This window comes from Pseudomonas versuta, from assembly GCF_001294575.1.
GTDB classification, from domain to species: domain Bacteria; phylum Pseudomonadota; class Gammaproteobacteria; order Pseudomonadales; family Pseudomonadaceae; genus Aquipseudomonas; species Aquipseudomonas versuta.
Map to the genome: position 1 here is coordinate 3,333,726 of NZ_CP012676.1, position 14,219 is coordinate 3,347,944.

Here is a 14,219-nt window from a genome sequence, read left to right on the forward strand (position 1 = left end):
CCCAGGAGTGAACCATGCTCTTCCAACGAATTTTTGCCTCGGGCCTGCTCATCGTCTGTGCCGGTCTAGCGATAATGGCCTGGCCTTACCAGGCAGCGTTTTCCTACGAGCCTGTAGGTCCTCGCGCCTTCCCCTTGCTCATGCTCGCCTTGATGGCACTGGGTTTGATTTACATGATTGTTCGCCCGTCGCCTGTCGTACATAGCGAAGAAGACCCACAACTGGATCGCCAGACTCTGACCAAGATCGGCCTGTGTGTTCTGCTGCTTCTGGTCTTCGCCGGCACCTTCGAACCACTGGGTTTTATCCTCAGCAGCGCGCTGGTCGGCATCCCGATGGCCCGTTTGTATGGCGGTCGCTGGTTGCCGAGCATCGTGATCATCAGCTTGATGAGCGTCGCTCTTTATCTGCTGTTCGATAAAGCCATGGATGTTCCGCTGCCACTTGGCCTGCTCGACGTTCTGGAGAACTGATATGGATACTTTTGGCTATTTGGGACAGGGCTTTGGCGTCGCGCTCACCCCCTACAACCTGATCACCGCACTGTGTGGCACCTTGATTGGCACCGTGGTCGGATTGCTTCCAGGTCTTGGCCCCATCAACGGGGTCGCCCTGCTGATCCCCATTGCTTTCGCCCTTGGGCTGCCACCCGAGTCTGCGCTGATCCTGCTGGCGGCCGTCTACCTGGGCTGTGAGTACGGCGGGCGTATCAGCTCGATCCTGCTGAACATCCCCGGTGAAGCATCGACCGTCATGACCACCCTGGACGGCTACCCGATGGCCCGTAAAGGCCTGGCAGGCGTGGCGCTTTCGCTGTCTGCCTGGAGCTCATTCATTGGCGCCTTTATTGCCACCTGCGGCATGGTGCTGTTCGCCCCGCTGCTGGCCAAATGGGCGATCGCCTTCGGCCCGGCGGAATACTTCGTACTGATGGTATTCGCCATTGTCTGCCTGGGCGGCATGGCCGGAGATCGTCCACTCAAGACATTTATCGCGGCCTTGATCGGCCTGTTTCTGTCGACGGTGGGGATTGATGCCAACAGCGGGGTGTACCGTTTCACAGGGGACAACATCCACCTGACTGACGGCATCCAGTTTGTGGTGCTGGTACTGGGCCTGTTTTCAATCAGCGAAATCCTGTTGCTGCTGGAAAAAACCCACCGCGGGCAAGAGGCCGTAAAAGCCACCGGCCGCATGATGTTCAACTTCAAAGAAGCATCCGCCGTATTCGTGGTGAACATCCGGTGCGGTCTGCTCGGTTTCATCATGGGCGTGCTGCCGGGTGCCGGCGCAACCCTGGCCAGCGCCGTGGCCTACATGACGGAAAAACGCCTGGCGGGTACCACCGGCAAATTCGGCGAAGGTGACATGCGCGGTCTGGCAGCGCCCGAGACAGCCATCGGGGCTTCGGCCTGCGGTGCCCTGGTACCGATGCTGACCCTGGGTGTACCGGGATCGGGCACCACGGCTGTAATGATTGGCGCGTTGTCGTTGTACAACATCACGCCCGGCCCGCTGTTGTTTCAACAGCAGCCGGATATCGTCTGGGGCCTGATCGCATCGTTGTTTATCGCCAACATCATGCTGGTGATCCTCAACATTCCGATGATTCGCATTTTCACCCGGATTCTTGCAGTGCCCAATTGGGCGCTGGTGCCGGTGATCGCGATTATTACCGCCATCGGTGTCTATGCAGTCCACGCCACGACTTTCGATCTGTTCCTGATGATCGGTATCGGTATCTTCGGCTATATCCTGCGCAAGCTCGACTTCCCGCTATCGCCCGTGCTTTTGGGCTTCATCCTGGGCGGACTGATGGAGCAGAACTTGCGGCGTGCCCTGTCGATTTCCAACGGTGCGCTGGAAATTCTGTGGGCAAGCCCGATCACGCTGGGGGTCTGGGTGCTGACCGCGATCATGCTGCTGATGCCCGTTCTGCGCATCTGGCGCAAGCGCAGCGCCAAACGTCGCGCACTCGCCAATGCCTGAACAAGGGTTCAGGCATTGGTGGGGAACGCCGCTGGTCGGCCTGACCGGCGGCTTTCTCGCCAGCCAAATTGGCTGGCCACTGCCCTGGATGGTCGGCTCGTTGCTGGCAATCATTTTGGTCCGCTGCCTGACCCCGTGGCAGTTGGCCGAGATTCCGGGCGGACGTAAATGCGGGCAGTGGATTGTGGGCATAGGGATCGGCCTGCACTTCACCCCCGTGGTCATTGAGCAGGTGCTGGCGCATTTCGGTCTGATCTTTATCGGGGCGCTGCTCACCAGCGTGTCGAGCGTGATCGGGGTGTGGATCATGCGTCGCAGTGGTGAAGACCGTGCTACGGCGTTCTTCTCCAGCATGCCGGGCGGCTCGGGGGAAATGGTCAATCTGGGCGCGCGCAATGGTGCCGTGCTGAGCCGGGTCGCTGCCGGGCAGAGCCTCAGAGTGTTGATGGTGGTGCTGTGCGTACCGGCCGCCTTCAAGTACTTGCTCGGCGAAGGCGCTCCAGCGCTGCATCCCGCATCCGTCAACTTCTACTGGTTAGTCCTGCTGTTTCCGGCCGGAGCACTAGCGGCCTGGATCTGGCAGCGTTTGCGCCAGCCCAACCCCTGGTTATTCGGGCCGCTGCTGGTCAGCGCCAGCGTCAGTATTTTGTGGGACTTGCACATCGGCCTGCCCGATGGCAGCAGCCAGGCGGGCCAATGGTTGATTGGCAGCGGACTGGGCTGCCATTTCAATCGGGCTTTTTTTCGCCGTGCCCCGTCGTTCATTGGCCGCACATTAATAGGGACGGCGCTGACGATGCTGATTGCCAGCCTGTGCGCACTCGGCTTGAGCAGTCTGACTCAGCTCGATCTGCGCTCAATGACCCTGGGAATGATGCCCGGCGGAATTGCCGAAATGAGCCTGACTGCAGAGACCCTGCAGTTGTCGGTGCCGTTGGTCACGGCCTTGCAAGTGATGCGCTTGCTGTTCGTGCTGTTTCTGGCCGAACCCCTGTTTCGCTATTGGGTACGGCCACGCCCGGACTAAACCCCTCAAGCTGGCGACAATTTCCAGTCGATCGGGGTCAACCCGTTTTGCTCAAGAAACTTGTTGGTGCGACTGAAATGACCGTTACCGATAAACCCTCGGTAAGCGGAAAGCGGCGAAGGATGCACTGACGTCAGCACCAGATGCTTGGTCGCATCGATCAATTTCTGCTTGCTTTGCGCATGGGCGCCCCACAACAAAAACACCAGCTTGGGCTGTTGCTCGCTCACGACCTGGATAATGCAGTCGGTGAAATGCTCCCAGCCTTTTTTGGCGTGAGACGCCGCGTTTGCGCGCTCCACTGTCATGGTGGTGTTGAGCAGTAAAACCCCCTGCTCTGCCCAGTGCTGCAAGCAGCCATGGGTGGCGATATCGATATTCAGATCGCGCTTGAGCTCTTTATAAATATTGACCAGCGAGGGTGGTACGGGAATGCCGGGCTGGACCGAAAAACACAGGCCATGTGCCTGGCCAGGGCCGTGATAAGGGTCCTGACCAAGGATGACGACTTTGATCTTGTCCAGCGGGGTCAGGTTAAGGGCATTGAAGATAAGCGGGCCCGGCGGGTAAATTTCCTTGCCGGCGGCATGCTCCTGACGCAGGAATTCACGCAACTGGGCCATATAGGGTTGTTCGAACTCCTCACGCAAAGCCTGCTTCCAGACCGGTTCAAGTTTTATACGATCATCCGACGTCATGACTACATCCTGAAAAACAATGGAGCGGACACTAGAAAAGCCCGCCTCCATTGTCAATTCATCTGTGCAACCCGCCGGTAATCTCTACCTGTCCCAGCCCCGGCCCTGGCCTTGCTCCCCGCCATGGCCAGGCCCATGACCTGACTGATAAGCAGGCCCGTGGTGATAACGCGGCGGTCCCTGATAATAGCGTGGAGGCGGAGCATAGTAGCCACGGGAATGGCCGTAATAAGGGCCGTATCCACCATAGCCATAGGGCGCTGGCGCTACATATACCTCAGAGCGGTAGCCTCCGTAGCCAGGGTAATAGGGCACACAGGCGCATAACGCCAGACTAAGGACTACAAGGGTAAGCAGACGACGATACATGGCGGCCTCCCGGACCGCTAAGGAGCACACCCGGCGGCGCCGGGCAGCGACAGATGGCAATGCCATCCGATACTTTTTAAGACCACGAAAAACGGCTTCGGTGCCGCGTGTGGAATAATTCTGACCTTCGATCCTGCCCGGGGCATACAGGCCTGCAGTGCGCATACAATACGCGAGCCAATCACCGGACTCCTGCCATGACCCCACCTGATCTCTGCCCTGCATGCGGCGCGCGCAATGACTGCTCAATGGCCCGCGCTGATACCGCGAACCAGCCCTGCTGGTGCTATGGCGTGAGTATCGCCCCGCAGGTGCTGCAAGCCTTGCCACTCGAACAGCAGAACCTGGCCTGCCTGTGCCCGCGTTGCGCGAACGTTCTAAGCCAATTGCCGCCCGCGCAGGCGGAACGCCTCGCGTAAGATGCCCGCCTGTATTTATTGTGATTGATCGTTATGCGCCTAGACCGTTTTCTGAGCAACCAGCCCCAATTCAGCCGCCAGCAAGTGCGCCTGCTGCTGATCGAAAAACGGATTCGGGTAGATGGCCGGGTCGTTAGCGATCCGCACCATGAAGTCCGGGATTTCAGTCGCATTGAATACGACGCTCAACTGTTGCAGGCCGGCAAACCTGCACGGTACTTCATGCTGCATAAACCGCCGGGGTGCGTGAGTGCCACGCAAGACCCGGAGCACCCGACAGTACTCGATTTGCTGGACGAACCGGACAAGCACGATCTGCATATCGCGGGCCGGCTGGACTTCAATACCAGCGGGTTGATGCTGATTACCAATGACGGCCACTGGTCACGCCATCTGACCCAACCGCAAACCAAAATGCCCAAGGTGTATTACGTTGAGACCGAGCAGGTGATTGGCGCCGAGTATGTAACCCAGTTCAATGAAGGCATTTATTTCGCCTATGAAGACCTGACCACGCAACCCGCCGGGCTCCAATTACTGGGCCCCTGCAGTGCTCGCCTGAGTATCGTCGAAGGGCGTTACCACCAGGTCAAACGCATGTTTGGCTACTTCAACAACAAGGTTGTGCGCCTGCACCGGGAGAGCATCGGGCCATTGGTGCTCGACAGCCAGCTCGCCCCCGGCCAGTACCGGCCCCTGAGCCCTGAAGAAGTCGGGTTGTTCTGACCCCTCGCCCGCCTGACTGTCATATACCCGGTGCATCCTCGGTCTGACCGACGCTCGATTCACTGGAGTACGACGCCATGCTCAAGCCCGAAATCACCGTGCTCGACCTTCAAGGCCAGTATCGAATTCACACCGAGTTCTATCGCTCGGCTACTGCAGAGCACACCATTATCCTGGTCAACGGCTCCATGGCCACGACCGCATCGTTTGCCCAGACCCTGAAAAATCTGCACCCGCATATGAACGTCGTACTGTACGACCAGCCCTATGCGGGCAAGTCAAAACCTCACAATCGACATCAAAAAATGCTGACCAGCGAACTTGAAGCACAAGTGCTTCTGGAGTTGATCGAGCATTTTTCGGCGAATTACCTGATGTCGTTCTCATGGGGCGGGACTACCGCGCTGACAGCACTGGCGTGCAGCCCACGACGCATCGAGAAAGCCGTGATCAGTTCGTTTTCACCGCTGATCAACGAGGCCATGCGCGATTACCTGGAGCGCGGCCGGCGCTGCCTTGCAGACTGCAACCGCACACAAGTCGGCAATCTGGTCAACGACACGCTGGGCAAACATCTACCGTCGCTGTTCAAACGCTTCAACTTCCGGCATGTCAGCAGCCTGGCCGAACACGAGTACGCGCAAATGCACTTTCACATCAACCAGGTCCTGACCTGCGACCATCCGTGCTTCCTCAATACGTCCCGGGGCATCGAGATTCCGGTGCTGTTCATCAATGGCGCATGGGATGAATACACCTCGGCCAATGACGCTCGACACTTTGTCCGCACGATTGAGAACAGTCAGTTTGTGCGCCTGGAAAACACCGGTCATTTTCTGGATATGGAACACAAATCTGCCAGCCATATCAGCAAGGCCGCAGTGCTCGATTTTCTGGAGCCGGCACACTCTCTGCACCTGGCAGCTAGCCGCTGATGCGGTGTCAGGGGGAAGTGAGGGATTGGAGACGCTTTAAATTTGCAATTTCAGGAATAAAAACTTCTCATCAAGGCTGACTTCTGGTACAAAGTCAGCCGCTCTGAGCGGGTATAGTTTAGTGGTAGAACGAAAGCTTCCCAAGCTTTAGATGAGGGTTCGATTCCCTCTACCCGCTCCACTTCTTTATGGCTTTCACCCCTGCGAAAGCCAAGCTGGTTAACCTCAACCAGCACCTCGTTAGCCAACCCTTCGCATCATTGCAATCAGCTTCCAGTGCTGTGCAGCACCCGCTGCCGCCCCCTTTATGTGCTCAAGCAATACTTGCCAACAACCCCGGCAGGGCATGCATCAGGGCGCTGATGGCAAAACCGATGAACATCACGCCGCACAGGCGGGTGATCAGCAGTTCATGGCGTTGATACAGCGCCCGCACGTGCCCGGCGCCGACAACGCCGATCAGAATCACATAAGCCGCTGCGCCCCCCACAAAACTCAATACGATCAGCCACGGCAGCATTGCCCATGTCAGCAGTTCTGCGCGACTGGAAAGCAATGCCGTGAAGGTTGCCACCGCAACGGGGTAGGCCTTGGGGTTGGTGAGGCCGAACAGAACCCCGTGTGCAAAAGGCTGGCGCGCAGGACCTTGTTGCGCCACGTTGCCGCGCCGGGCACGCACCGCACGCAGCCCCAACCAGAACAGGTAAAGGCCGCTGAGCAAGCCCAGGACATTGAATGCGGTACTGCCAAACTCGCGCGCGCCGACAATGGCAATCAGCGCGGTACTGCACCAGATCACATCGCCCAGCAAATGACCGCATAGAAATCCGGCCCCGGCACGTCGACCACGGGCAGCACCAATACCAAAAACAGCCAGCACCCCGGGGCCCGGGGTGATGCCATAGATAAAGCCAGAAGCCAGTACCGCCAGTAACAACGAAGGTGTCATGCAAAACGCTCCAGAAAAATCGTGCCTCAGGCTGTCCATTGGCCCGCGAGGTGGCACGATTTTGCACGTTCGGCAGCGCTCTGTAACCGAATGCCCGGGAAAAATTTGCATAGGGCTCAACAAAACCCTCAACGCGGGTTTTGCCGGGCTAGTGGCGGCGTCCCAGAACGTTAACCACCAGACGGTCAACCCAGCCCCAGATTCGCTGTTTGACCCGTCGCCATAGAGGACGGGACTGCCAGGCTTGCAGGCTGATGGGCAGGCTCTGGGCGAAGTCGGTGACAAAACTGGCGGCCACTGCCTGAGTCAACGCGGGGTCCAGCGCTTCGAGATTGGCTTCAAGGTTAAAGCGCAAATTCCAGTGATCGAAGTTGCACGAGCCAATACTCACCCAATCGTCGATCAGGACCATTTTCAGATGCAAAAAACACGGCTGGTATTCAAATATCTGCACCCCGGACTTGAGTAGCCGCGGGTAGTAACGATGCCCGGCATAGCGTACGGATGGATGATCGGTACGCGGCCCTGTCAGCAACAAGCGCACATCGACCCCCCTGTTCGCCGCACGACGCAACGAACGCCGAACGCTCCAGGTGGGCAGGAAATAAGGCGTGGCCAGCCAGATGCGATGTTGCGCACTGTTAATCGCACGCACCAGCGATTGCAGAATATCGCGGTGTTGATGGGCATCGGCATATGCCACGCGCCCCATACCGTCTCCTTCATCGGGGACCCGCGGCAGACGCGGCAAGCCGAAGTGCGTCGCCGGTCTCCAGGCCTTACGGCTGATATTGGCGCGCCACTGGCGATCAAACAGCATCTGCCAGTCCTGCACCAACGGACCTTCGATGGCGACCATGACTTCATGCCAGTCGCAGGTGTTTTGGCCGGGCTGCCAAAATTCATCGGTCACCCCGGTGCCACCGACCACGGCCAATTGATGATCCACCAGCAATAGCTTGCGATGATCGCGATACAGGTTATTCAGCCCCCGGCGCCAGCTCAACCGGTTGTAGAACCTGAGTTCGACCCCGGCATCGGTCAGTCTGCGCCGCAAGCCCGTGGTAAACGCCAGGCTGCCGTATCCGTCAAACAGACAACGCACCCGCACTTCGCGCCAGGCCGCCTGTTCCAGGGCCTGAACAATGGCTTCGGCACAGTCGCCGGCCTCAACCAGATACAGCTCCAGATCGACATGTTCTTGCGCCTGGTCGATAGCCGCCAGCATGCGAGGGAAAAATTGCAGCCCGTCAATCAGCAACTCGAATTGATTGGCGCTGCGCCATGGAAACACTGCGCCGGCCATATCAGCGGGCCGTGAAAATCAGCACCGCACCCACCGGTACTGAAAAGCTGATAGCCGACAAGCCGGCCAATTTACGCAGTGTTTCAAGTGGCGGCTGCAAGCCAAAGTCTTCGGCTTGCAGCATCAGCGGTTCAAGCGTGACGACTTGAAAGCGTCGTTCATCAAGACGCGTTGCCAGAAGTTCGGCCTCGTAGGTGTGCTGTTTGCCACGCAAGCTGACCGTGACCGGCAAGTGCAGTTCCAGCTGCGCACCGCTGGCAAGGTCATTGATGGGCTGCAGATCTATCTGCGCGGTGATTTGCGCTTCCGGGAAGTTTTTGAAATCGAACAACAGGTCACGCATACGCTCATCGCGCAACGGCACCGCACTGTTGACCGAGTCCATTTCGATGCGCAGTTGCGCGTGGCCCTTACGGTCGACTTTGCCGTGCAGCACTAAAAAACGATGCACGTTGGCGACATTGGCATTTTGCGTGGTGATAAATGACAGCCTTGAAGACTCACCGTCCAGGTACCAGTTGGCCTGGGCAGACAGGCTCACGCCGAGCGTCAGCAACAGGGCGCAGACAGAAGATAAAAACGCTTTGAACATAAAAACTCATAGGCAGATAAACGTGGACGAACATTACCCCGAGTCCGGGTACATGCAAGCGCTGTGGCGGAATTTTTTCACACTGAAGTAGGACGCCGATCCCGGCTTGCAGTTCCACCGGACCACACCGGCATAAAGCCTGTCATACAAGCATCATCCAAACGTCATGGTGATGACATTGCACCTGCCTAGCCTGAAGTTGCACACCTCAGTCGATTGGCAGAAAACCAAGGCAGGCGCAGTGCCTGCACGGAGATTCGCAATGTCCCAGATCGCCCGTATCCGCGACACCGTTCAAGAACGACGCCTGAAGGCAGAGCGCCTGATCGGCCCCGGCGCCTTGCGTGAAGCTCAAGCCCTGCGTTTTCGTGTTTTTAGCGGCGAATTGAAAGCAACGCTCAAGAGTGCAGAACGTGAACTGGATGAAGATGATTACGACGCTCATTGCGAACATATCGGCGTTCGTGACCTCAACAGCGGCCAACTGGTAGCCACGACCCGCCTGCTCGATCATTACGCGGCACTCAGCATCGGCCGTTTCTACAGCGAAGAAGAATTCAGCCTTCACGGGCTGGCACACCTGCAAGGGCCCGTGCTGGAGATAGGCCGCACCTGCGTCGACCCGGCCTATCGCAATGGCGGCACCATCGCCGTGCTCTGGGGTGAGTTGGCCGAGGCTCTGAACCGGGGTGACTACCACTACCTCATGGGGTGCGCGAGCATTCCGATGCACGACGGCGGCATCCAGGCACAGGCGATCATGCAGCGTTTGCGCGAACGCTATCTGAGCACCGAACACGTGCGCGCAGAGCCCAAAAAGCCGCTACCGGCTCTGGATATTCCAGCCAATGTCATCACCGAAATGCCGCCGTTGCTCAAGGCCTACATGCGCCTGGGCGCCAAGATCTGTGGCGAGCCGTGCTGGGATGAGGACTTTCAGGTAGCCGATGTTTTTATCCTGCTCAAGCGTGACGAGTTGTGCCCGCGTTATGCCCGTCACTTCAAGGCGGCGATGTAATGAATCGCCTGCGCCAATATGGGCGTGTGGCACGGGTTCTCGCCGTGGTCGGCCTGGGCTTGGGCATGGCAAGTCTGTTCGGGCTGATGGAGCGTTTGCACCTCGACGGTACGATGGCCCGTCGACAACGCTGGTCGCAGTTTTTTATGACCCGGCTATGTGATGCCCTGCCCTTTCGCGTCAAGGTGCTCGGTGAGGTGCCGACAGTGCCAATGCTCTGGGTCAGCAACCACGTGTCCTGGACTGACATTGCCCTGCTCGGGCAGCTGACGCCGCTGTCTTTCCTGTCCAAGGCCGAAGTCCGCGGCTGGCCAGTGGCAGGCTGGCTGGCGGTCAAGGCCGGCAGCCTGTTCATTCGCCGGGGGGCGGGCGACAGCCAGCTGATTCGCCAGCAAATGAGCCAGCATTTGCAACAACAGCTGCCCTTGCTGATGTTTCCCGAAGGCACCACCACCGATGGACGCTCCGTACGTACCTTTCATGGACGCTTGCTGTCGGCAGCCATTGACAGTCGAGTGCCGCTGCAGCCAGTCGCCATTCGCTATTTACGCGATGGTGAGGCCGATATGGTTGCACCGTTTATTGGCGATGATGATTTGCTGTCCCATTTGTTGCGCTTGTTTCGCCATGATCAGGCCGATGTCGAGATTCACCTGCTTGAGCCCATTGCCTGTCACCAGCAGGAACGTGCGGTGCTGGCTTTTAGAGCGCAGGAGGCGATACGGGGAGTGGTGACCCGCCCTCTATGCGGCAGCGGGCCGGGCGTGCGTGGCGCAGGTTTAAACCCGGGCGATCAAGACGACACTGACCGCTGCTGCGCAGCAAAACTCTGCAGCTGCGGATAAAACGCCCGAAAATCTTCACTCAAGGGTTCATAAAGAGCATTGAGGTCCGCCATCGCCCCGGCCAACTCTTCGGGCCGTGAAAGACGTCGCGCAATGCCTTTGAATACCTGCTCCAACACCGAAAAGTCGCGATACGACCCCAGCCAGTCATGCGCGGCCATGTGTGGAGCGATGGCGGCCAGACGCCTGGGCAATTGCGGCTGCGCCACCAGCACCCGGTAGAACCCCGAGGTAAAGCGATCCAGGGGGCCTTCGCCGTACTGTGCCCAGTCCCGGGCCAGGCAATGGTCGAAAAAAACGTCAAGCACAATGCCGGCATAGCGCCTGCGAGTCTGGCTGAAACGCGACAGCGACCGGTCGACCAGGGGGTGTGCATCGGTAAACACATCAATGCTGCGATGCAGCTGGATCGCAGCTTCGATTTGTGGACTGTACTCACCTTGCAGCCGTCCTTTGACAAAGTCGCCGTACAGGCTTCCGAGTAATTCTTCAGGACGCTGGCCGCCAAGGTGCAGATGTGCGAGATAATTCATGCCGGGCAGTTTACCACTGCCACACCAATATCGTTATAACCCGATATATCGATTTAATCTGAAGCCAGAACAAAATCATATTTGTATATCGCGATATAACGATTTAAAGTTCGCCTTATCGCGATATAACGCTGCATCTCAATGAGCACCGCCATCATGCCGATCGACCTCGACGAAATAATAAAAGCGCTGGCACACCCAGTACGCCGAGAAATCATTTGCCTGCTTAAAAACGCGCAAGTGGAGTTCCCCGACCAGCATCACAGCACCGAACACGGCGTCTGCGCCGGGCAGTTCGACCAACGTTTCGGCCTGTCGCAATCCACTGTCTCTGCCCATCTCGCCACCCTGCAACGCGCCGGTCTGATCACTAGCCAGAAGGTTGGCCAGTGGCACTTTTTCAAACGTAATGAGGAAACCATCAAGGCTTTCCTCGCGACAATGAACCAAGAGCTTTAACAAGGATTTCCAATGCCTCTCTCGCTACTCATTCTGGCGCTCAGCGCTTTCGCCATCGGGACCACAGAGTTCGTGATCATGGGGTTGTTGCCCGATGTCGCCGCGGACCTCGGGGTTTCGATCCCGGGAGCAGGCTGGCTCGTGACCGGTTATGCCCTGGGTGTAGCTATCGGAGCCCCGTTCATGGCACTGGCCACCGCCAAATTGCCGCGCAAGGCCGCGCTGGTAGCGCTGATGGTGATATTCATCATCGGTAACCTGCTCTGCGCACTGGCCAGTGATTACAACGTACTGATGTTTGCCCGTGTGGTAACGGCCCTGTGCCATGGCGCGTTCTTTGGTATTGGTTCGGTCGTGGCTGCAGGCCTGGTGCCTGCCAACAAACGCGCTTCGGCAGTGGCGCTGATGTTCACCGGCCTGACCCTGGCAAACGTGCTGGGCGTGCCCTTGGGGACCGCCCTCGGCCAGGCAGCAGGATGGCGTTCGACGTTTTTCGCAGTAACCGTGATTGGCGTAATAGCGCTGATTGGCCTGATCCGCTTTCTTCCCGCCAGGCGCGATGAAGAGAAACTCGACATGCGTGCCGAACTGGCCGCACTCAAGGGGGCCGGGATCTGGCTCTCGTTAAGCATGACGGCGCTGTTTTCCGCGTCGATGTTCACCCTGTTCACTTACGTCGCGCCGTTGCTGGGTGATGTCACCGGTGTCTCGCCAAAAGGCGTGACCTGGACCCTGCTGCTGATCGGCCTGGGCCTGACGGTGGGCAACATCATCGGCGGCAAGCTGGCCGACAAGCGCCTGGCTGCCACATTGATCGGCGTATTCATCTCAATGGCGGTTATTTCGACCGTACTGAGCTGGACCAGCGTCGCCCTGATTCCGACCGAGATCACATTGTTCCTGTGGGCCACCGCGTCGTTTGCCGCCGTACCCGCGCTGCAAGTGAACGTTGTGACCTTCGGCAAGGCCGCCCCCAATCTGGTGTCCACGCTGAACATCGGTGCATTCAACATCGGTAACGCGCTGGGTGCCTGGGTTGGCGGCAGCGTGATTGCCCACGGCTTCGGCCTCACCAGCGTGCCACTCGCTGCCGCGGCTTTAGCCGTGCTGGCGCTGCTGGTCACCCTGATTACTTTTCGCCAGAACGGCAATTCCGAGCTGGCTGCTACCACACACTAATCCTTGCGAGGGCTGCATAAATGACCACGATTTTCGATCCGATCAAGCTGGGCGACCTTGAACTGCCTAACCGCATCATCATGGCCCCCCTCACCCGCTGCCGCGCCGATGAAGGGCGGGTTCCAAACGCGCTGATGGCTGAATATTACGTTCAGCGCGCGTCAGCAGGCCTGATCCTGAGCGAAGCCACTTCGGTAACGCCGATGGGCGTTGGCTACCCTGACACCCCTGGCATCTGGTCTGCCGACCAGGTCCGAGGCTGGACCAACATCACCAAGGCGGTACACGCGGCCGGTGGCCGTATCGCGCTGCAGTTGTGGCACGTTGGCCGGATCTCCCACGAGATCTATCTGAACGGGGAAGCCCCTGTTGCACCCTGCGCCATTGCAGCCAAAGGCCATGTAAGCCTGGTGCGCCCGATGGTTGATTTCCCGACGCCACGCGCACTGGAAACCGCCGAGATTGCAGACATTGTCGAGGCTTACCGCACCGGTGCCGAGAACGCCAAGGCCGCAGGTTTTGACGGCGTAGAAATCCATGGCGCCAATGGTTACTTGCTCGATCAGTTCCTGCAAAGCAGCACCAACACGCGCACTGACCAATACGGAGGTTCAGTCGAGAACCGCGCTCGTCTGTTACTGGAAGTCACCGATGCCGCCATTGATATCTGGGGCGCGGGCCGCGTTGGCGTGCATTTGTCGCCACGTGCCGACCTGCATGACATGGGTGATGAGAATCTGGCTGAAACCTTTGGTTATGTAGCCCGTGAACTCGGCAAGCGCGGCATCGCCTATATCTGTGCCCGCGAGCATGAAGCGGCAGACAGCCTCGGCCCGCAGCTCAAGGCAGCCTTTGGCGGCCCGTACATCGTCAATGAGCGCTTCACAAAAGACAGCGCCAATGCCTGGATCGCAGCGGGTAAAGCCGATGCTGTCGCATTCGGTGTGCCATTCATTGCCAACCCAGACCTGCCAGCACGCCTGAAGGCCGATGCACCGCTCAATGAAGCGCATCCAGAGACCTTCTATGCCAAAGGTCCTGTCGGCTATATCGACTATCCAACGCTGTAATCGCAGAGCGGGAACGGGTTCATCCTGAACAGGTTTCACACCTGCTACGAAAAACGCCCAAGGCCATGGCCTTGGGCGTTTTGCATTTTATTCGGGTGAACGGTC

General features: G+C 58.5%; 16 protein-coding genes and 1 tRNA gene. 12 read left to right on the forward strand and 5 right to left on the reverse strand.

What is annotated here, in order from left to right; translation table 11 throughout:
- Positions 1-14: 14 nt before the first annotated feature.
- Genes AOC04_RS14920 through AOC04_RS14930 form a run of 3 tightly spaced genes read left to right on the forward strand, consistent with a single transcriptional unit; the run spans position 15 to position 3,016 of the window.
- Entirely contained in the window at positions 15-473 is a 459-nt protein-coding gene (locus AOC04_RS14920) for a tripartite tricarboxylate transporter TctB family protein (RefSeq protein ID WP_060694659.1), read from the forward strand.
- 1 nt (position 474) lies between these two features.
- Entirely contained in the window at positions 475-1,989 is a 1,515-nt protein-coding gene (locus AOC04_RS14925) for a tripartite tricarboxylate transporter permease (RefSeq protein ID WP_060694661.1), read from the forward strand.
- Positions 1,982-3,016, forward strand: a complete 1,035-nt coding sequence (locus AOC04_RS14930) for an AbrB family transcriptional regulator (RefSeq protein WP_060694662.1) — start codon at positions 1,982-1,984, stop codon at positions 3,014-3,016. Before AOC04_RS14925 ends, AOC04_RS14930 begins: the two co-directional genes overlap by 8 nt.
- A 5-nt stretch (positions 3,017-3,021) precedes the next feature.
- On the opposite strand, the gene ung is transcribed toward AOC04_RS14930, so the two are convergent.
- Positions 3,022-3,714 carry a uracil-DNA glycosylase gene (ung, locus tag AOC04_RS14935; protein ID WP_060694664.1) on the reverse strand — a complete coding sequence of 231 codons (693 nt, stop codon included), beginning with the start codon at positions 3,712-3,714 and terminating at the stop codon, positions 3,022-3,024.
- 566 nt (positions 3,715-4,280) lie between these two features.
- Here ung and AOC04_RS14945 point away from each other — a divergent pair.
- The 4 genes from AOC04_RS14945 to AOC04_RS14960 all read left to right on the forward strand — a co-directional run bounded on the left by AOC04_RS14945 (position 4,281) and on the right by AOC04_RS14960 (position 6,344).
- Positions 4,281-4,502, forward strand: coding sequence for a cysteine-rich CWC family protein (locus AOC04_RS14945; RefSeq protein ID WP_060694668.1), 222 nt, complete (start codon positions 4,281-4,283; stop codon positions 4,500-4,502).
- Positions 4,503-4,535: 33 nt separating this feature from the next.
- Positions 4,536-5,228 (forward strand): pseudouridine synthase, encoded by a 693-nt coding sequence (locus AOC04_RS14950; RefSeq protein ID WP_060694669.1) that lies wholly within the window; start codon positions 4,536-4,538, stop codon positions 5,226-5,228.
- 77 nt (positions 5,229-5,305) lie between these two features.
- On the forward strand, positions 5,306-6,163 hold the full coding sequence (locus AOC04_RS14955; RefSeq protein WP_060694672.1) for an alpha/beta fold hydrolase: 858 nt from the start codon (positions 5,306-5,308) through the stop codon (positions 6,161-6,163).
- Positions 6,164-6,270: 107 nt separating this feature from the next.
- Positions 6,271-6,344 (forward strand) — tRNA-Gly (locus AOC04_RS14960).
- Positions 6,345-6,476: 132 nt separating this feature from the next.
- Here AOC04_RS14960 and AOC04_RS14965 read toward each other — a convergent pair.
- The 3 genes from AOC04_RS14965 to AOC04_RS14975 all read right to left on the reverse strand — a co-directional run bounded on the left by AOC04_RS14965 (position 6,477) and on the right by AOC04_RS14975 (position 9,010).
- Positions 6,477-7,112, reverse strand: a complete 636-nt coding sequence (locus AOC04_RS14965; RefSeq protein WP_060694674.1) for a LysE family translocator — start codon at positions 7,110-7,112, stop codon at positions 6,477-6,479.
- Between the two features lie 148 nt (positions 7,113-7,260).
- On the reverse strand, positions 7,261-8,418 hold the full coding sequence (locus AOC04_RS14970) for a phospholipase D-like domain-containing protein (RefSeq protein ID WP_060694676.1): 1,158 nt from the start codon (positions 8,416-8,418) through the stop codon (positions 7,261-7,263).
- Between the two features lies 1 nt (position 8,419).
- Positions 8,420-9,010 carry a YceI family protein gene (locus AOC04_RS14975; protein WP_060694678.1) on the reverse strand — a complete coding sequence of 197 codons (591 nt, stop codon included), beginning with the start codon at positions 9,008-9,010 and terminating at the stop codon, positions 8,420-8,422.
- Between the two features lie 262 nt (positions 9,011-9,272).
- Here AOC04_RS14975 and olsB point away from each other — a divergent pair, with 262 nt between their 5' ends.
- Together olsB and AOC04_RS14985 are read left to right on the forward strand one after the other, a co-directional pair.
- Entirely contained in the window at positions 9,273-10,028 is a 756-nt protein-coding gene (gene olsB / locus AOC04_RS14980) for an L-ornithine N(alpha)-acyltransferase (RefSeq protein ID WP_060694680.1), read from the forward strand.
- Positions 10,028-10,873, forward strand: coding sequence for a lysophospholipid acyltransferase family protein (locus tag AOC04_RS14985; protein WP_082363715.1), 846 nt, complete (start codon positions 10,028-10,030; stop codon positions 10,871-10,873). The genes olsB and AOC04_RS14985 overlap by 1 nt, the downstream gene beginning before the upstream one ends.
- Here AOC04_RS14985 and AOC04_RS14990 read toward each other — a convergent pair.
- Entirely contained in the window at positions 10,822-11,406 is a 585-nt protein-coding gene (locus AOC04_RS14990; protein WP_060694682.1) for an acyl carrier protein phosphodiesterase, read from the reverse strand. The two genes, AOC04_RS14985 and AOC04_RS14990, sit on opposite strands and share 52 nt — an antisense overlap.
- Positions 11,407-11,562: 156 nt before the next feature.
- Between AOC04_RS14990 and AOC04_RS14995 the strand changes: the two genes are divergently transcribed.
- From AOC04_RS14995 to AOC04_RS15005, 3 genes are read left to right on the forward strand one after another with little or no spacing between them, the layout of a single operon-like run.
- Complete coding sequence (locus AOC04_RS14995) at positions 11,563-11,865, forward strand: ArsR/SmtB family transcription factor (protein ID WP_060694684.1); 303 nt, start codon at positions 11,563-11,565, stop codon at positions 11,863-11,865.
- A gap of 12 nt (positions 11,866-11,877) precedes the next feature.
- Positions 11,878-13,044 carry an MFS transporter gene (locus AOC04_RS15000; RefSeq protein WP_060694686.1) on the forward strand — a complete coding sequence of 389 codons (1,167 nt, stop codon included), beginning with the start codon at positions 11,878-11,880 and terminating at the stop codon, positions 13,042-13,044.
- A 20-nt stretch (positions 13,045-13,064) separates the two neighbouring features.
- Complete coding sequence (locus tag AOC04_RS15005; protein ID WP_060694688.1) at positions 13,065-14,114, forward strand: alkene reductase; 1,050 nt, start codon at positions 13,065-13,067, stop codon at positions 14,112-14,114.
- Positions 14,115-14,219 lie beyond the last annotated feature (105 nt).